Below are 17,175 nucleotides of genomic sequence, written 5' to 3' on the forward strand. Positions count from 1 at the left end.
CGGGGCTTTCCCTTACGGACTTGTCCGACTGGAGGGGACATAGGGCCGTTGTTATGCTGGCTTCGTGCCTTGCGAGCAGGGCACCGAGGAGAGACTCTTGGGCCCGCAGTGCGCGGGCCCTTCTTTTTTGGGGCCGTCCCTGGCCCCGCCCGGTCGTCTACAATGCGGGCTGCCGTGCCCGCCAGCCCTGGCTGCGGGGCCGTCCCTCCTTTCTCTCGTCGTCTCGTCTTTCTCCCATGGCCCTGTTTTCCATTACCGACGCCCAGCTTGCCTTCGGGCACGTGGCCCTGCTCGATCACACCGACTTCTCGCTGGAGGCCGGCGAGCGCGTGGGGCTGATCGGGCGCAACGGCTCGGGCAAGTCCTCGCTGCTGAAGATCGTGGCGGGGCTGTCGGCGCCGGACGACGGGCTGATCGCGCGCCAGAGCGGCGTGACCAGCGCCTACGTGCCGCAGGAGCCGCAGTTCGAGCCGGACATCACCGTGTTCGACGCTGTTTCCCAAGGGATGGGCGACGCGCACGACCTGCTGGTGCGCTACGAGGCCGCCGCCGAGCGCGTGGCCGAGAACCACGACGACGAAGCCGCGCTGGCCGAACTGCACCGGCTGCAGTCCGGACTCGATGCTGCCGGCGCCTGGCAGCTGCGCACCCGCGTGGAAACCACGCTGGCACGGCTGGGGCTGGATTCGCACACGCGCGTCGAGGCACTGTCCGGCGGCCTGCAGAAGCGCGTGGCGCTGGCGCAGGCGCTGGTGGCCGAGCCCGACATCCTGCTGCTGGACGAGCCGACCAACCACCTCGACGTGGAAGCGATCCGCTGGCTAGAAGACCTGCTGCTGGGCTTCCGCGGCAGCGTGCTGCTGATTACCCACGACCGCGCCTTCCTGGACCGGGTGGCCACGCGCATCATCGAACTGGACCGCGGCCGGCTGGTGTCCTTCCCGGGCAACTTCGCCGCCTACCAGGCGCGCAAGGAAGAGATGCTGGCCGCCGAGCAGGTCGAGCAGGCCAAGTTCGACAAGCTGCTGGCGCAGGAAGAGGTGTGGATCCGCAAGGGCGTGGAGGCGCGCCGCACGCGCAGCGTGTCGCGCATCCAGCGGCTGGTGGCGATGCGCAACGAGCGCGCCGCGCGCCGGGAAGTGCAGGGCAACGTCAGGCTGGAAGTGTCGCAGGCCGACCGCTCCGGCAAGATCGTGGCCGAGCTGACCGATGTCAGCAAGGCCTATGGCGACAAGGTGGTCGTGCGCGACTTCACCGCCACCATCATGCGCGGCGACAAGGTCGGCCTGATCGGCCCCAACGGCGCCGGCAAGACCACGCTGCTGCGGCTGATCCTGGGCGAACTGTCCCCGGACAGCGGCACCGTGCGCAATGGCAGCAACCTGCAGGTGGCGTACTTCGACCAGATGCGCACCGCGCTCGACCTGGAGAAGTCGCTGGCCGACACCATCAGCCCGGGCAGCGACTGGGTCGAGGTCAACGGCCAGCGCAAGCACGTGATGAGCTACCTGGGCGACTTCCTGTTCGCGCCGGAGCGCGCGCGTTCGCCGGTCAAGTCGCTGTCGGGCGGCGAGCGCAACCGGCTGCTGCTGGCGCGCCTGTTCGCGCGCCCGGCCAATGTGCTGGTGCTGGACGAGCCCACCAACGACCTCGATATCGACACGCTGGAACTGCTGGAAGAGTTGTTGCAGGACTACGGCGGCACCGTGTTCCTGGTGTCGCACGACCGCGCCTTCCTGGACAACGTGGTGACCTCGACCCTGGCCGCCGAGGGCGACGGCGTGTGGCGCGAATCGGTGGGCGGGTATTCGGACTGGGTCGAGCAATCGGCCCGCAGCGCGGCGCTGCAGGCCGCGCGCAAGCCGGAGCAGAAGGCGGCGGAGCCGGCCCGCGGCAAGGACTCGCGCGAGGCGCGCGGCGCCAACCGGACCGTCAAGCTGTCGTACAAGGAGCAGCGCGAGCTGGATGGCCTGCCGGAGCGCATTGCGTCGCTGGAAACCGAGCAGAAGACGATCTCGGCGCAGCTGGCGGATGGGTCGCTCTATGTCAGCGATGCGGCCGGGGCCGCGCTGCTGGCCACGCGGCACGACGAGATCGAGATGGAACTGCTGGAGGCGCTGGAGCGCTGGGAAGTGCTGGAAGCGAAGTCGAAGGGCGAGGGCGCCTGAGGGTCAGCCGTGGGCGCGCCTCACCCGCACCACGCCAGCACCATATTGGTCAGGTCGACGATAAATCCCGGCCGCAGGTAGCCCACGAACCCAAGCGCCAGCAGTCCGGCCAGCACTGCCAGCCCGGCTGCCTTCGCCACGCGGACGCGGGCTGCCGTCATCATGCCGCGGCCGGCTGCGCGCGCACCAGCGCCTGCTCGCGGATCGGCAGGTTCACCAGTGCGGCCAATACGCCCAGCGCGATCGAGATCAGCCACACCGTGCTGTAGCCGCCGGTGCGGTCATAGAGGTAGCCGCCCAGCCAGGCGCCCAGGAAGCTGCCGATCTGGTGCGAGAAGAACACCACGCCCGACAGCATCGACAGATACTTCACGCCGAACACCTGGGCGATGATGCCGTTGGTCAGCGGCACGGTCGACAGCCAAATGAAACCCATCAGCGCGGCAAACACCCAGGTGCTGGCCACCGTCACCGGCAGCAGCAGGTAGCCGGCGATCACCACCGAGCGCGTCAGGTAGATGGCGGACAGCAGGTAGCGCTTGGGCAGGCGCTGGCCCAGTGCCCCCGCGGTATAGGTGCCGAACACATTGAACAGCCCGATCAGCGCCAGCGCCACGACCGCGACCTTCGGGTCGGTCAGGCCCTGGTCCTTCAGGTACGGTGCCAGGTGCACGCCGATAAAGACCACCTGGAAGCCGCACACAAAGTAGCCCAGCGTCAGCAACTGGAAGTTGCGGTTGCCGAAGGCCTCATGGATGGCCTGGCCGATGGTCTGGTGGTGGCCGCCGCTGTGGGCCGCCTCGCGCGGCTCGCGCAGCGTCAGTGCCAGCGGCAGCATCACGCAGGCCATCAGCGCCATCACGTAGAGCGCGTTCTGCCAGCCCAGGCCGGAGATCAGGCCCTGTTCCACCGGGATCATCAGGAACTGGCCGAACGAGCCCGCCGCCGCGGCGATGCCCATGGCCCAGACCCGTTTTTCCGGGCTGGCCACGCGGCCGATCACGCCGTAGACGATGCTGTAGGTGGTGCCGGACTGGGCAATACCGATCATCACGCCGGCGCCGGTGGCGAAGGCGGTGCCACTGGTGGCCAGCGCCATCACCACCAGCCCGGCCACGTACAGCGCCACGCCGATCAGCATGATGCGCAGCGCGCCGAACTTGTCGGCCAGCGCCCCGGCAAAGGGCTGGCTGGCGCCCCACATCAGGTTCTGCAGCGCCAGCGCGAAGGCGAAGGTCTCGCGGTTCCAGCCGTGGGCCTGGGTGATCGGCAGGTTGAACAGGCCGAAGCCGTGCCGGATGCCCATGGAAAGTGTGACGAGCAGTCCACCGCACACGAGGACGGTGGTCAGGGAGAGTTGTCGGTTCTGCATGTCTGGGCTCGGTGTGCGGCAGTCCCACCGGGTAGGGCGGCGCCGACAGGGATTGTGTGTGCTTGTTGTTGTCCGTGCCGGGACGGCAATCAGGCTTGCCGGGGCCGGGTGGTGGCGAGTTTACTCCGGCTCGGAAAAACGCGTACGGCGGCGTCCGCCTTGCCGGCGCCCCGGCAAAAAGTGGCGCTGGCCCGGCAAACCGGTGCTGGCGCGGGCTGGCGTGGCGAGTGCTTTTTGGCGGGATTGCCGTCGCCCGCTTCCATTACAATGCAGTGCCCGGTGCCCCGGCGCGTGCACAGTTGTGCGCCTCGCGGCAGCCGGGACCATCACTTTCGTAGCGACTCCATGGCGAGCAAAACCAGTCAGTACAGCGAATCTTCCATCCGGGTCCTGAAGGGCCTGGAGCCGGTCAAGCAGCGTCCCGGCATGTACACCCGGACCGACAACCCCCTGCATATCGTGCAGGAGGTGATCGACAACGCCTCGGACGAGGCCCTCGGCGGCCATGGCTCCGAGATCCTGGTGACCCTGCATCGCGACGGCAGCCTCAGCGTGGAGGACGACGGCCGCGGCATCCCGGTGGGCATTCACCCGGAAGAAGGCGTGCCGGTGGTCGAGATCGTCTTTACCCGGCTGCATGCCGGCGGCAAGTTCGACAAGGGCAAGGGCGGCGCCTATGCCTTCTCGGGCGGCCTGCACGGCGTCGGCGTGTCGGTGACCAATGCCTTGTCGACGCAGCTGGACGTGACCGTGTGGCGCGACAGCATGTGCTCGACGCTGACCTTCTCCGGCGGCGACGTGACCGTGCCGCTGGCCTCGCGCAAGCTCGAGCGTGGCGAGAAGAAGAGCGGCACCCGCGTGCAGGTGTGGCCGGATGCCAGCTATTTCGACTCGGCCGCGATCCCGCTGGCCGAGCTGCAGCGCCTGCTGCGCAGCAAGGCGGTGCTGCTGCCGGGGGTCAAAGTCACGCTGGTGACCGAGAAGACCGGCGAGCGCCAGACCTGGCAGTACGACCAGGGCCTGAAGGGCTACCTCGTGGAGGCCCTCGCGCAGGGCAGCGGGGCCGAGCTGGTGATCCCGATGTTCGAGGGCGAGCACTTCGCCGACCCCGACGCCAATCCCGGCGAGGAAGGCTTTGCCGATGGCGAAGGCGCCTCCTGGGTGGTGGCCTGGACCGAAGACGGCGCACCGGTGCGCGAGTCCTACGTCAACCTGATCCCCACGCCGGCCGGCGGCACGCATGAATCCGGCCTGCGCGAAGGCCTGTTCCAGGCGGTGAAGAGCTTTATCGAGATGCACGCGCTGCAGCCCAAGGGCGTCAAGCTGATGAGCGAAGACGTGTTCGCGCGCGCCTCGTTCGTGCTCTCGGCCAAGGTGCTGGACCCGCAGTTCCAGGGCCAGATCAAGGAACGCCTGAACAGCCGCGACGCGGTGCGGCTGGTGTCCACCTTCAGCCGCCCGGCGCTGGAACTGTGGCTGAATCACCATGTCGAGTACGGCAAGAAGCTGGCCGAGCTGGTGATCCGCCAAGCCCAGGCGCGCACGCGCGCGGCGCAGAAGGTCGAGAAGAAGAAGGGCTCCGGCGTGGCCGTGCTGCCCGGCAAGCTGACCGACTGCGAGTCCACCGACGTGACCCGCAACGAACTGTTCCTGGTCGAAGGCGACTCGGCCGGCGGCTCGGCCAAGATGGGCCGCGACAAGGAATTCCAGGCCATCCTGCCGCTGCGCGGCAAGGTGCTCAATACCTGGGAGACCGAGCGCGACCGCCTGTTTGCCAACAACGAGGTGCACGACATCGCCGTGGCGATCGGCGTGGACCCGCACGGTGCCAGCGACGAGCCCGACCTGTCCAACCTGCGCTACGGCAAGATCTGCATCCTGTCCGACGCGGACGTGGACGGCGCGCATATCCAGGTGCTGCTGCTGACGCTGTTCTTCCGGCACTTCCCCAAGCTGATCGAGACCGGCAACGTCTGTGTGGCGCGTCCGCCGCTGTTCCGCGTCGACGCGCCCGCGCGCGGCAAGAAGCCGGCGCAGAAGCTGTACGCACTGGATGAGGGCGAACTCGAAGCCATCCAGGACAAGCTGCTCAAGGACGGCGTCAAGGACGGCTCGTGGCAGATCTCGCGCTTCAAGGGCCTTGGCGAAATGAGCGCCGAACAGCTCTGGGAGACCACCATGAACCCCGATACGCGGCGCTTGCTGCCGGTTTCGCTGGGCGAATACGACCTGCCGCAGACCATCGAGATGATGAACATGCTGATGGGCAAGGGCGAGGCCGCGCAACGCCGCAGCTGGCTGGAAGAAAAGGGCAACGAGGTCGAGGCCGATATCTGAGGGAAGCAAGCGGCACCCGGGCGATAAGCGTCGGCCGGGGATTGGGTAGATAATTGCCAGTTTCCCTGGCCGTCATTCCCGATGGCCGCCAACTGACAGCAATCCGGAACGCACGATGACGACGAGAACTCCCGGCAAACCATGGCGCAAGGCGGCGGCAGCCGTCGTGGCGCTGGCCGGGCTCGCCTTCGTGCCGGCGGCCCATGCCGAGCTGTGGGGCTTTATCGATGCCGACGGCATTGCGCACTTTGCCGACCAGAAGCTCGACGCGCGCTACAAGCTGTTCATGAAGCAAGGCGGCAAGCTCGATACCTCGCGCCTGGCCGCGCGGCAGGGGCAGGCAGCCGCCGGCGGCGACATCGACCTGGAACAGCACAAGCTGTACCGCTATGTCGTCAACCATCCCAATATCAAGACGGTCGAGCCGCTGATCCACCAGATCGCCGGCAAGCAGGATGTCGATCCCGCGCTGGTCAAGGCGGTGATGGCGGTGGAGTCGGGCTTCAACCCGGCGGCGGTGTCGCCCAAGGGCGCGATCGGCCTGATGCAGGTGATCCCCGACACCGGCGCGCGCTTTGGCGTGAGCGCCGATGCGCGCCGCACCGTCGAGCAGAAGCTGGCCGATCCGCGCACCAATATCACCGCGGGCGTGCGCTACCTGAGCTGGCTGATGCAGCTGTTCCCGAACAACCTCGAGCTGGTGCTGGCCGCCTATAACGCCGGCGAGGGCGCGGTGCAGCGCTACAACAACCGCATTCCGCCTTACCCGGAGACCCAGCAGTATGTCAGCACCGTGCTGCAGTTCTACCGGCTGTACCAGCCGCAGCAGGGCGCGGTGCTGGCGCGGGCCAGCGCCAGCGGCGACGGCCCGCGCGTGAAGATGGTCATCGGCGGGCGCCGTGCCATGCCCTGACCGGCACTACCGAACAACAAGCAACCCGGCGCGCCGGCAGTTCATCGTGGCGCGCCGAATTCTTGCCTATCCATGGAACAACAAGACATCACGTTTCAACCTGAAGAGCCGGCCGATTCGCTGACGCTGGCGCGCTACGCCGAGCGCGCCTACCTGGACTATGCCGTCAGCGTGGTCAAGGGCCGCGCGCTGCCCGAGGTGGCCGACGGCCAGAAGCCGGTGCAGCGGCGCATCCTGTTCGCGATGCACGAGATGGGCCTGCGCGCCGACGCCAAGCCGGTCAAGTCCGCGCGCGTGGTCGGCGACGTGCTGGGCAAGTTCCACCCGCACGGCGACCAGTCCGCCTATGACGCACTGGTGCGCCTGGCGCAGGACTTCTCGCTGCGCTACCCGCTGATCGACGGCCAGGGCAACTTCGGCTCGCGCGACGGCGACGGCGCGGCGGCGATGCGCTACACCGAGGCGCGGCTGACCCCGATCTCGCGGCTGCTGCTTGATGAGATCGACGAAGGCACGGTCGATTTCGCCCCCAACTACGACGGCTCGATGCAGGAGCCCAGGCTGCTGCCGGCGCGGCTGCCGTTCGTGCTGCTCAACGGCGCCTCGGGCATCGCCGTGGGCATGGCGACCGAGATTCCGCCGCACAACCTGCGCGAGGTCGCCGCGGCCACGGTGGCGATGATCCGCAACCCGAACATCACGCTGGCCGAGTTGCTGGCGCTGATGCCGGGGCCGGACTATCCGGGCGGCGGCCAGATCATCTCGCCGGCGTCCGACATCGCCCAGATCTACGAAGGCGGGCGTGGCAGCCTGAAGGTGCGCGCGCGCTGGACCATCGAGGAGATGGCGCGCGGCCAGTGGCAACTGGTGGTGACCGAGCTGCCGCCGAACACGTCCGCGCAAAAGGTGCTGGAAGAGATCGAGGAAATCACCAACCCCAAGATCAAGACCGGCAAGAAGGCGCTGACGCAGGACCAGCAGCAGCTGAAGGCCACCATGCTGGCCGTGCTGGACGCGGTGCGCGACGAATCCGGCAAGGACGCGCCGGTGCGCCTGGTGTTCGAGCCCAAGAGCAAGAACATCGACCAGCAGGAATTTATCCAGACGCTGCTGGCGCATACCAGCCTGGAGTCGGGCGCGCCGATCAACCTGGTGATGATCGGCACCGACGGGCGTCCGCGCCAGAAGGGCCTGCGCGAGATCCTGTCCGAGTGGATCGCGTTCCGCTTCGACACCGTCACGCGCCGCACGCGCCACCGCCTGGCCAAGGTCGAGGACCGTATCCATATCCTCGAAGGCCGGATGCTGGTGCTGCTCAATATTGACGAGGTGATCCGCATCATCCGCGAGAGCGACGAGCCCAAGCCGGCGCTGATCGAGGCCTTCGGCCTGAGCGACCGCCAGGCCGAGGACATCCTGGAAATCCGCCTGCGCCAGCTGGCCCGCCTCGAGTCGATCAAGATCGAGAAGGAGCTCAAGGAGCTGCGTGAAGAGCAGGCCGACCTGGACGTGCTGCTCAAGTCCGAGACCATGATGCGCCGTCGCATCATCAAGGAGATCGAGACCGACGCCAAACAGTACAGCCCGGAAGACAAGGACCCGCGCCGCACGCTGATCCAGGAAGAACGCCGCGCCGCCGCCGAGGTGCGCGTGGTCGACGAGCCGGTGACGGTGGTGATGTCGCAGAAGGGCTGGGTGCGCACGCGCCAGGGCCATGGCCACGATGCGCAGCAGTTCACCTTCAAGGCCGGCGATGTGCTCTACGGCACCTTCGAATGCCGCACCGTTGACGTGCTGCTGGCCTTCGGTACCAACGGCCGGGTCTATTCCGTGCCGGTCGCCAGCCTGCCTGGCGGGCGCGGGGACGGGGTGCCCATCACCACGCTGATCGAACTGCAGTCCGGCAGCCAGGTCGCGCACACCTTCGCGGGCGCAGCCGAGCAGCGCATGCTGATTGCCACGGCTGGCGGCAATGGCTTCCAGACCAGGGTGGGCGACATGATCAGCCGGCAGAAGGGCGGCAAGTCGTTCCTGACGCTCGACGACGGCGACACGGCGCTGGCGCCGGCGCCGCTGGGCGACGAGGCCACCCACGCCGCCTGCCTGTCCGGCAACGGCCGCCTGCTGCTGGTGGGGCTGGATGAAGTCAAGGTGCTGTCCGCCGGCGGACGCGGCGTGATCCTGATGGAGCTGGAGCCCAAGGAGAAGCTGCTGCAGGCCGTGGGCGTCGGCGCGCCGGGGCTGATGCTCTCGGGCGCGGGGCGCGGCGGCAAGCCGACCTCGCAGAAGCTGGCAGGCGTGGCCTTGCAGGCCTACGTGGGCAAGCGCGCGCGCAAGGGCAAGGCGATCGAAGCCAGGCTCAAGGAGCCGCGCATCGATCCGGTCCGCGTGGAGCCGCCGGCCGGCAACTGATCCGGGGACTGAGGTCCCTGCCGGATTGCTCCTTCTCCCGCTTGCGGGAGAGGGAGCAATTAGTTGGCAGGTATAACAAGAATCAAGAAGCGCTCGCTGCGTCCCGCATGTCTGTCCTCCCACTTTCCGATCTCGCCCCAGCGCCCGGTCCGCGCAAGCTCTTCATCGAGTTCGCCCGCATGGGCCTGTCCGGCTTCGGGGGCGTGCTGCCCTTCGTGCGGCGCGCGGTGGTCGAGCGCAACCGCTGGCTGGACGACCGCGACTTTGTCGAACTGCTCAGCCTGGGGCAGGTGCTGCCCGGTCCCAACGTCATCAACGTGGCGGTGATGCTGGGGCTGCGCTTCGCCGGCTTCCAGGGCGCGCTGGCGGCATTCTGCGGGCTGGTCATGGTGCCGATGGGGCTGGTGCTGGGCTTGCTGCTGCTATACCAGCACTACCAGGACGTTGCCGCCGTGCAGCGGATGCTGACGGGCATGACCGCCGTATCAGCGGGGCTGATGCTGGCAACCGGCGTCCGGCTCGCACGCAGCCTGCCGTGGACGGCACGCGCGCTGCTGACCGGCGGCGCTGCCTTTGTCACCATCGGGCTGCTGCGCTGGCCGCTGTTGCCGGTGATGGCGGTGCTGGTGCCGCTGGCCTTGCTGTGGGAATGGCGCACGGACCGGGACCGGCAGCCATGAGCACGGGTGAAATCCTGGCCAGCCTGCTGGCCCATTTCAGCGCACTGTCACTGCTGGCCATCGGGGGTGCCAGTTCGACGCTGCCCGACATGCATCGCTACCTGGTTGAAGCCAACGGCTGGCTGACCGATGCGCAATTCTCGGCCATGTACGCGATTTCGCAGGCCGCGCCGGGCCCCAACGTCCTCTTTGTCTCGCTGTTCGGCTGGCAGGCGGCGGGCTTTTCCGGGGCGCTCGTGGCCATGCTGGGCATGTGCGGCCCATCCAGCCTGATCGCGCTCGGCTTTGAGTATTTCTCGGGCCGCGCGCCGCACGCGCGCTGGCCCGGACTGATCCGGCGCGGGCTGGCGGCACTGACGATTGGCCTGGTGTTTGCCTCGGGCTGGGTGCTTGCCCGCAGCGTGGATCATCACTGGCCCGCCATGGCCCTGACCGCGCTGACGGTGCTGCTGATGCTGAAGACGCGCTTGCATCCACTGGTGCTGGTGGCGATCGGCGGCGCGGCCGGCCTGCTCGGATTGATCTAGCCCAAGCCGCGCAGGCGGATCAGTCCACGCCGACAAAGCCCCCGGTCTGGTGCGCCCACAGCCGCGCATACAGCCCGCCCTGCGCCAGCAATTGCGCGTGCGTGCCGCTTTCGACGATATGGCCGTTGTCCAGCACCACCAGCCGGTCCATACGCGCGATCGTCGACAGCCGGTGCGCGATGGCGATCACGGTCTTGCCCTGCATCAGGGTTTCCAGGCTTTCCTGGATTGCCGCTTCCACTTCCGAATCCAGCGCCGAGGTGGCTTCGTCCAGGATCAGGACCGGCGCGTTCTTGAGCAGGACCCGTGCGATGGCAATGCGCTGGCGCTGTCCGCCTGACAGCTTCACGCCGCGCTCGCCGACCTGCGCCTCCAGCCCGGTATTGCCGTAGGCGTCGACCAGGTGCGGGGTGAACTCGTCGGCGCGGGCGCGGTGCAGCGCTTGCACCAGTTCGGCCTCGGTGCTGGAGGGCTTGCCGTAGAGCAGGTTCTCGCGGATCGAGCGGTGCAGCAGCGAGGTGTCCTGCGTGACCATGCCGATCTGCGCGCGCAGGCTCTCCTGCGTCACCGCGGCGATGTCCTGGCCGTCGATCAGGATGCGGCCGCTTTCGACGTCGTAGAGGCGCAGCAGCAGGTTGACCAGCGTCGACTTGCCGGCGCCGGAGGGGCCCACCAGTCCGATCTTCTCGCCGGGCCGCACGGTCAGGTTCACGTCTTCGATGACGCCGGAACCCTTGCCGTAGTGGAAGCCCACCTGCTCGAAGCAGACTTCGCCTTGCGTGACGGCCAGCGGTTGCGCGCCGGGACGGTCGGTCACCTTGCGCGGCACGGCAATGGTCTTCATGCCGTCCTGCACCTGCCCGACGTTCTCGAAGATGCCGTTGACCACCCACATGATCCAGCCGGACATATTGTTGATGCGGATCACCAGCCCGGTGGTGAGCGCGATCGCGCCGGTGGTGACATGCCCCTCGCTCCACAGCCACAGCGCCAGCCCGGTGGTGCCGGCGATCAGCGCGCCGTTCATGGCGGTGATGGTGATGTCCATGCCGCTGACCATGCGCCCGGCCATGCGCGTCTTTTCGGTCTGCTCGGCCATGGCGTCGCGCGCATAGTCTTCCTCGTGCCGGGTATGCGCGAACAGCTTGAGCGTGGTGATATTGGTGTAGCCGTCGACGATGCGACCCATCAAGCGCGAGCGCGATTCCGTGGCCACCACCGAGCGCTGCTTCACGCGCGGCACGAAATGGAGCAGGGCCGCCACGTAGCAGACGATCCACAGCAGCAGCGGGATCATCAGCCGCCAGTCGGCCTGCGCGAACAGCACCAGCGAGCTGACCGCGTAGATCACCACGTGCCAGAGCGCATCCACTGCCTGCACGGCGGAATCGCGCAGCGAGAAGCCGGTCTGCATGATGCGCTGCGCGATGCGCCCGGCAAAGTCGTTCTGGAAGAACGACAGGCTCTGCTTGAGCACGTAGCGATGATTCTGCCAGCGGATCAGGTTGGCCAGGCTGGGGTTGATGACCTGGTGCACCAGCACATCATGCAGGCCGAAGAAGATGGGCCGCAGCAGCACCGCCACCACCACCATCCACAGCAGTTCATTGCGGTGCCGGCTGAAGAATTCCGCGCCGGGCGTGGTCTGCGCCATGTCGACCAGCCGGCCGAGGAAGCTGAACAGCGCCACCTCGATCAGCGCGCCGACCAGGCCCACCAGCAACAGCAGCACGAACACGCCCCAGACTTCACGCAGGTACCAGGCATAAAAGCGCCAGACCTGGCCGGGCGGCTCATGGTCTGGCATGCCCCGGAAGGGGTCGATCAGTCTTTCCAGGCGACGCAACATGGCAGGTTCCCGTTGTGCCCGGCGCGTCCCGGTCTCTTTGTGGGAGGTGGGGCGCGCGTGCGGCGGATCAGACGCACCATGATACGCGCCTTGCGCAGGCAAGCGGCCCCGCCGGCGCGGGGACAACGGGGCGGTGTGCGGGCCTCAGAACAGGTGGCGAATCCCGGCCATCACGCCCACGCGGGTCGTGCTGTGGGCATCTGTCACCGGCGTCCCGCCCCAGTACTCCGTCTCCCGCCCGACCGTGCCGCCGCGCGCGAAGGTGGCGTCGGCCTCCAGGAACAGGCTGGTACGCTTCGACAGGGCATAGTCCGCCACGGCCGACACCGCGTCGGCATTGCCGCCGCCGAGCGGGATGGGCGTGGACTGGAACTGCGTTGTTGCGTTGCCGCTCTGGTTGTAGCGGTAATACGCGCCCGACAGGTGCAGGGCCGGCGTGACCTGGTAGCCCAGGCCGATGAAGGCGATGCCGAAGCGCGCGTCCGGGCGGGTCTCGCGGCGGCCCATGTAGCCGACGTAGCCGGTGGCGTTGCCGATGACATAGGACGCGCCGACCGAGTAATTATGCAGCGTGTTGTCGCCGGTGCCCGGGCGCTGCTGGTCATACGCCACGCCGATGGCCAGCGGCCCTTGCTGGACCATCACGCCGCCGCCGAAGGTTGCCCCGCGCGCCGTGCTGCCTGGCCGCTCGCCGAAGCCGTAGTCGAGCTGGATGCTCACCGGGCCGACCGTCTTCTTGTAGACCATGCTGTTGTTGATGCGGTAGCCCTGGAAGAAGATGTCGCCGCCGGTGTAGAGCGGGTCCGACCAGAAATTGCCCCAGCTCTGGTCGAGCGGGTCGAAGGCCCAGGCGATGTTGTTCAGGGCGTTGTACTGGCGGCCGAAGGTCAGGGCGCCCCAGTCGCCGGAGAGGCCGACGTAGGCCTGGCGGCCGAACAGGGCGTTGTAGGCGGTCTTGCCGTCGTCGGTGCCAAAGCCGTTTTCCAGCAGGAAGACGGCCTTGTTGCCGCCGCCGAGGTCTTCGTTGCCTTTCAGGCCCCAGCGGCTGCCGCCGATGCCGCTGGAAACGAGTTCGGTCTGGTCGTTATGGCGACCGTCGATGTTCGAGGTGTAGCGCACGGCGGTGCTGACGACGCCGTAGAGCATCACGTTCGACTGTGCATGCGATGTGGCAGGCAAAGCGGCAGGCAGCAGCGTGCCCGCCAGCAGCCAGAGGCTGGCTGGTTTCCTCATGGGGTCTCCTCGGGAGGGGGGCGGCCGGCATCCCTTGCGCCGGCCTTTCTTGTGATTTACAGATCGAGCACGAGCTTGCCGCCCTTCGCCCGCGACACGCAGATCATCATCGTCTTCTGCGACGCCTTCTCCTTGTCGCTCAGGTACTGGTCGAAGTGGACGGCTTCGCCTTCGAGGATGCGGGTCTCGCAGGTGCCGCACACGCCTTCGCGGCACAGGCATTCGACCGGGACGGTGCTGTCGCGCTCGATGGCCTTCAGGATCGACTCGCCGGCAGCCACTGCCACCGTCTTGCCGGATTTCGCCAGCACCACGGTGAAGGCGTCGCCCGCCTGCTCCGGCGCGGCGAACTGTTCCCAGTGCACGCGCGCCGGGTCGAGGCCAATGGCCTGCGCGGCAGTGCGCACGGCATCGATCAGCGGGGCCGGGCCGCAGACATAGACATGCGCGCCGGCCTGCATGCCGCCCAGCAGGCCGGCCAGGTCGAGCTTCTGGCCCTTGCTGTCGACATAGAAGCTGACGTGGCCCCCGGAAGACGCCTGCGTATGCGCGGCCAGCTCATCGCGGAACGCGCCGTGCTCGTCTGCACGGAACGCGTAGTGCAACTCGTGCGACGCGCCGCGCTTGCGCAGTTCGTGCATCTGCGACATGAACGGCGTGATGCCGATGCCGCCCGCGATCAGCATGTGGTGATGCGCGCCATCATCCAGCGCGAACAGGTTGTTCGGCGTGGTGATGGTGAGCGCATCGCCCTCGGCCACCCTGTCGTGCAGGAACGCCGAGCCGCCTTTCGACTTCTCCTCGCGCCGCACGCCGATCTGGTAGCTGCCGAGCGCGTCGGGCGAGCTCATCAGCGAGTAGGCGTTGCTGTACTGGCGCTCGCCGTCGCGCATCTGCACGATGACGTGGCTGCCGCCGGTGAAGGGCGGCAGATCGCTGCCGTCCATCGCTTCCATGGTGAAGCGCTTGATCAGCGGGGTCACGTGCTCGATGCGCGAAACCCGCACCTGGAGGGTCTGGTAGGTATTGCCCATGCTGCTGTCTTCCGGGTGTGCTGCCGCGCGTTACAGCGCCATGCAGAGGTATTTCATTTCGAGGTAGTCCTCGATGCCGTACTTCGAGCCCTCGCGGCCCAGGCCCGACTGCTTTACGCCGCCGAATGGCGCCACCTCGTTCGAGAACAGGCCCGTGTTGATGCCGACGATGCCGTACTCCAGCTGCTCGGCCACGCGCCAGACGCGGCCGATGTCGCGGCTGAAGAAGTAGGCGGCCAGGCCGTAGATGGTGTCGTTGGCCATGCGCACGACATCGGCTTCCGAGGTGAAGCGGACGACCGGCGAGACCGGGCCGAAGATTTCCTCGTCCAGCACGCGCATGCCGGGGGTGACTTCGGCCAGCACTGTCGGCGCGAAGAACTGCGCACCGGCCTCATGCACGCCGCCGCCGATGGCGATGCGCGCGCCCTTGCTCACGGCATCCGCCACCAGTTCACCGACCTTGGCGACCGCCTTCTCCGTGATCAGCGGGCCGATCTCGCTGCCGGCGGTGAAGCCGTTGCCCACGCGCAGTGCGGCCACCTTCTTCACGTAGCGCTCGACGAACTGGTCGTACACGGCGTCGTGGATATAGAGGCGGTTGACGCAGACGCAGGTCTGGCCGGCGTTGCGGTACTTGGCCTGGATCGCGCCCTCGACCGCCGCGTCGATGTCGGCGTCCTCAAACACGATGAACGGCGCATTGCCGCCCAGTTCCAGCGACACCTTCTTGATTGTGCCGGCGCACTGCTGCATCAGCAGGCGGCCGACCGGCGTGGAGCCGGTGAACGACAGCTTGCGCACCAGCGGATGGCCGGTGAACTGGCTGCCGATGGCCGCCGCGTCGCCGGTAACGATGTTCAGCACGCCCGCCGGGATGCCGGCGCGCAACGCCAGCTCGGCCAGCGCCAGCGCGCTGAACGGCGTCTCGTTGGCGGGCTTGACCACCATCGTGCAGCCTGCCGCCAGCGCGGGCGCGGCCTTGCGGGCGATCATCGCCGCCGGGAAGTTCCACGGCGTGATGGCGGCGCAGACGCCGATCGGCTCGCGTACCACCACCAGGCGCTTGTCGGCGGCCGGGGAGGGGATCACGTCGCCGTAGAGGCGCTTGGCTTCCTCGCCGAACCACTCGATGAACGAGGCGGCGTAGCGCACCTCGCCACGCGCTTCGGCCAGGGGCTTGCCCTGCTCGCGGGTCATGATGGCGGCGAGGTCGTCCTCGTTCTCGATGATGAGGTCGAACCACTTGCGCAGCAGCGCGGCGCGCTCCCTGGCGGTGCGGGCCTTCCAGGCGGGCAGGGCGGCGTTGGCGGCCTCGATGGCGGCGACGGCGCCGGCCTCACGCATCAGCGGCACAGTGCCGACCTGCTCGCCCGTGGCGGGGTCGGACACGGCTACGGTGGCGGCGTCGGGGGCATCGGTCCATTCGGCACCGATCAGGGCCTGCTGTCGGAAGAGGGCGTTGTCCTTCAGTTGCATTGGTCTGGTCTCCGTTTCGGTGGGACGGGGCTTACGCGCCCTCGTATTCCTTCGCCACCTTGCGGTGGAAATGCACGATGCCGTGCTCGCTGATGCCGCTGCGCTGGCGGTCAACCATGATCCGGCCCTGGCCGCGGTAGCCGCGCGATTTCAGGCCCTTCTGCACGCTTTCGACGAGGCGCAGGTCTTCCGGGCGGAACACGTCGCGATACCACTCGACCAGCTGCTGCTGGTCCTCGGTCAGTTCCTTGTTCAGGAAGTAGATCTCGTAGTGCTGGAGCGTGACTTCGGCGCTGGCCGGGAACTCGTAGATCACCGTCATGAAGTTGGCGCCCGGCGGCACGTTGAACATCGTGCAAGGCCAGGCCCAGAAGCCGCTGAAGCTCGGGTCCTTCACCGATTCGTCCAGCTTGAAGGACTTTTCCGACGACTTGGCGTGGCCGAACTGCAGCGTCCAGTTGCCGTGCAGCGTGTGGGTGTACTTGTCGACCTGCACCGAGTCCGAGAAGCCGGGGTGCGCCGGGCCGCAGTGGTAGCACTCCATGTAGTTGTCGACGATGGACTTCCAGTTGGCCGGCGTCTCGGTGACGAAGCGGGCGCCGAGGTGGAGTTCGTCGATCACCGGGCAGGCGGCGCGCATGCGGGCTTCCAGGCCGGGGAGTTGTTCCTCGACGCTGCCGGCGTCCGGGTTCATGTTGATAAAGACGAAGCCGGCGTATTCCTCGACCCTGACCGGGACCAGGGTGGACTTGCTCTTGTCGAAATTGGGGACGTTGTCGCAGTTGCGGGCCAGCGCCAGTTCGCCGTCGAGCTTGAAGGTCCAGGCGTGGTACGGGCAGGTGATGACGTTCTTCGCGCGGCCGCTGCCTTGCAGCAGTTGATGGCCACGGTGCGGGCAGACGTTGTAGAAGGCGCGCAGCACGCCTTCGCGGTCGCGCAGCACGACGATGCTTTCGCCGATGATCTCGCGGGTCACGTAGTCGTTCGACTCGGCCAGTTCGCTGCGGTGGGCCACGCAGATCCAGCTATTGGCGAAGATCTTTTCCTTCTCGTACTCGAAGACGGCGTCCTTCGTGTAATACGAGGCGGGCAGGGTCCAGGCGTTCTCGTCGTCGGCGCAGAAGTTGGCGGGCAGCTTGACGGCGGCGTTGTCCAGGGTCTTCTCCATGAT

The 17,175-nt window shown here is 67.6% G+C and carries 13 protein-coding genes; 6 read left to right on the forward strand and 7 right to left on the reverse strand.

All coding sequences use genetic code 11. From position 1 onward, the window contains the following. Positions 1–236: 236 nt before the first annotated feature. Positions 237–2,168, forward strand: a complete 1,932-nt coding sequence (locus ACZ5MJ_RS04245) for an ATP-binding cassette domain-containing protein (RefSeq protein ID WP_464222597.1) — start codon at positions 237–239, stop codon at positions 2,166–2,168. A gap of 20 nt (positions 2,169–2,188) precedes the next feature. Here the strand turns inward: ACZ5MJ_RS04245 and ACZ5MJ_RS04250 are convergent, their stop codons facing one another. Next, entirely contained in the window at positions 2,189–2,332 is a 144-nt protein-coding gene (locus ACZ5MJ_RS04250; RefSeq protein ID WP_464223760.1) for a hypothetical protein, read from the reverse strand. Beyond that, complete coding sequence (locus ACZ5MJ_RS04255; RefSeq protein WP_464222598.1) at positions 2,329–3,540, reverse strand: MFS transporter; 1,212 nt, start codon at positions 3,538–3,540, stop codon at positions 2,329–2,331. The genes ACZ5MJ_RS04250 and ACZ5MJ_RS04255 overlap by 4 nt, the downstream gene beginning before the upstream one ends. A 345-nt stretch (positions 3,541–3,885) precedes the next feature. Between ACZ5MJ_RS04255 and ACZ5MJ_RS04260 the strand changes: the two genes are divergently transcribed. The 5 genes from ACZ5MJ_RS04260 (at position 3,886) to ACZ5MJ_RS04280 (ending at position 10,409) form a co-directional block, all read left to right on the forward strand. Beyond that, positions 3,886–5,877 (forward strand): DNA topoisomerase IV subunit B, encoded by a 1,992-nt coding sequence (locus ACZ5MJ_RS04260; RefSeq protein WP_464222600.1) that lies wholly within the window; start codon positions 3,886–3,888, stop codon positions 5,875–5,877. 115 nt (positions 5,878–5,992) lie between these two features. Then, positions 5,993–6,790: a lytic transglycosylase domain-containing protein gene (locus ACZ5MJ_RS04265; protein WP_464222601.1), complete on the forward strand. Its 798-nt coding sequence runs from the start codon at positions 5,993–5,995 to the stop codon at positions 6,788–6,790. Positions 6,791–6,862: 72 nt separating this feature from the next. Beyond that, entirely contained in the window at positions 6,863–9,202 is a 2,340-nt protein-coding gene (parC, locus tag ACZ5MJ_RS04270; RefSeq protein WP_464222602.1) for a DNA topoisomerase IV subunit A, read from the forward strand. Positions 9,203–9,309: 107 nt separating this feature from the next. After that, a complete protein-coding gene (locus tag ACZ5MJ_RS04275; protein ID WP_464222603.1) occupies positions 9,310–9,882 on the forward strand; it encodes a chromate transporter in 573 nt (190 codons plus the stop codon). Continuing rightward, a complete protein-coding gene (locus tag ACZ5MJ_RS04280) occupies positions 9,879–10,409 on the forward strand; it encodes a chromate transporter (RefSeq protein ID WP_464222604.1) in 531 nt (176 codons plus the stop codon). Before ACZ5MJ_RS04275 ends, ACZ5MJ_RS04280 begins: the two co-directional genes overlap by 4 nt. Positions 10,410–10,428: 19 nt before the next feature. Here the strand turns inward: ACZ5MJ_RS04280 and ACZ5MJ_RS04285 are convergent, their stop codons facing one another. The 5 genes from ACZ5MJ_RS04285 to ACZ5MJ_RS04305 form a co-directional block, all read right to left on the reverse strand. Further along, entirely contained in the window at positions 10,429–12,258 is a 1,830-nt protein-coding gene (locus ACZ5MJ_RS04285) for an ABC transporter ATP-binding protein (RefSeq protein WP_464222605.1), read from the reverse strand. A 144-nt stretch (positions 12,259–12,402) separates the two neighbouring features. Further along, entirely contained in the window at positions 12,403–13,491 is a 1,089-nt protein-coding gene (locus tag ACZ5MJ_RS04290; protein ID WP_464222607.1) for a porin, read from the reverse strand. A 56-nt stretch (positions 13,492–13,547) separates the two neighbouring features. Beyond that, positions 13,548–14,525: a PDR/VanB family oxidoreductase gene (locus tag ACZ5MJ_RS04295; RefSeq protein WP_464222608.1), complete on the reverse strand. Its 978-nt coding sequence runs from the start codon at positions 14,523–14,525 to the stop codon at positions 13,548–13,550. 30 nt (positions 14,526–14,555) lie between these two features. Continuing rightward, positions 14,556–16,004, reverse strand: coding sequence for an NAD-dependent succinate-semialdehyde dehydrogenase (locus ACZ5MJ_RS04300; protein WP_464222609.1), 1,449 nt, complete (start codon positions 16,002–16,004; stop codon positions 14,556–14,558). A gap of 31 nt (positions 16,005–16,035) precedes the next feature. Continuing rightward, positions 16,036–17,172, reverse strand: coding sequence for an aromatic ring-hydroxylating oxygenase subunit alpha (locus tag ACZ5MJ_RS04305; RefSeq protein ID WP_464222610.1), 1,137 nt, complete (start codon positions 17,170–17,172; stop codon positions 16,036–16,038). Between the last annotated feature and the right edge of the window lie 3 nt (positions 17,173–17,175).

The sequence above is a fragment of the Cupriavidus sp. LA-1 genome (genome assembly GCF_055385985.1).

What these genes read in the sequence shown, in the direction of transcription:
- ACZ5MJ_RS04245 (WP_464222597.1), top strand. Translation starts at nt 237, where the DNA reads ATGGCCCTGTTTTCCATTACCGACGCCCAGCTTGCCTTCGGGCACGTG.
- ACZ5MJ_RS04250 (WP_464223760.1), bottom strand. Translation starts at nt 2,332, where the DNA reads ATGATGACGGCAGCCCGCGTCCGCGTGGCGAAGGCAGCCGGGCTGGCA.
- ACZ5MJ_RS04255 (WP_464222598.1), bottom strand. Translation starts at nt 3,540, where the DNA reads ATGCAGAACCGACAACTCTCCCTGACCACCGTCCTCGTGTGCGGTGGA.
- ACZ5MJ_RS04260 (WP_464222600.1), top strand. Translation starts at nt 3,886, where the DNA reads ATGGCGAGCAAAACCAGTCAGTACAGCGAATCTTCCATCCGGGTCCTG.
- ACZ5MJ_RS04265 (WP_464222601.1), top strand. Translation starts at nt 5,993, where the DNA reads ATGACGACGAGAACTCCCGGCAAACCATGGCGCAAGGCGGCGGCAGCC.
- parC (WP_464222602.1), top strand. Translation starts at nt 6,863, where the DNA reads ATGGAACAACAAGACATCACGTTTCAACCTGAAGAGCCGGCCGATTCG.
- ACZ5MJ_RS04275 (WP_464222603.1), top strand. Translation starts at nt 9,310, where the DNA reads ATGTCTGTCCTCCCACTTTCCGATCTCGCCCCAGCGCCCGGTCCGCGC.
- ACZ5MJ_RS04280 (WP_464222604.1), top strand. Translation starts at nt 9,879, where the DNA reads ATGAGCACGGGTGAAATCCTGGCCAGCCTGCTGGCCCATTTCAGCGCA.
- ACZ5MJ_RS04285 (WP_464222605.1), bottom strand. Translation starts at nt 12,258, where the DNA reads ATGTTGCGTCGCCTGGAAAGACTGATCGACCCCTTCCGGGGCATGCCA.
- ACZ5MJ_RS04290 (WP_464222607.1), bottom strand. Translation starts at nt 13,491, where the DNA reads ATGAGGAAACCAGCCAGCCTCTGGCTGCTGGCGGGCACGCTGCTGCCT.
- ACZ5MJ_RS04295 (WP_464222608.1), bottom strand. Translation starts at nt 14,525, where the DNA reads ATGGGCAATACCTACCAGACCCTCCAGGTGCGGGTTTCGCGCATCGAG.
- ACZ5MJ_RS04300 (WP_464222609.1), bottom strand. Translation starts at nt 16,004, where the DNA reads ATGCAACTGAAGGACAACGCCCTCTTCCGACAGCAGGCCCTGATCGGT.
- ACZ5MJ_RS04305 (WP_464222610.1), bottom strand. Translation starts at nt 17,172, where the DNA reads ATGGAGAAGACCCTGGACAACGCCGCCGTCAAGCTGCCCGCCAACTTC.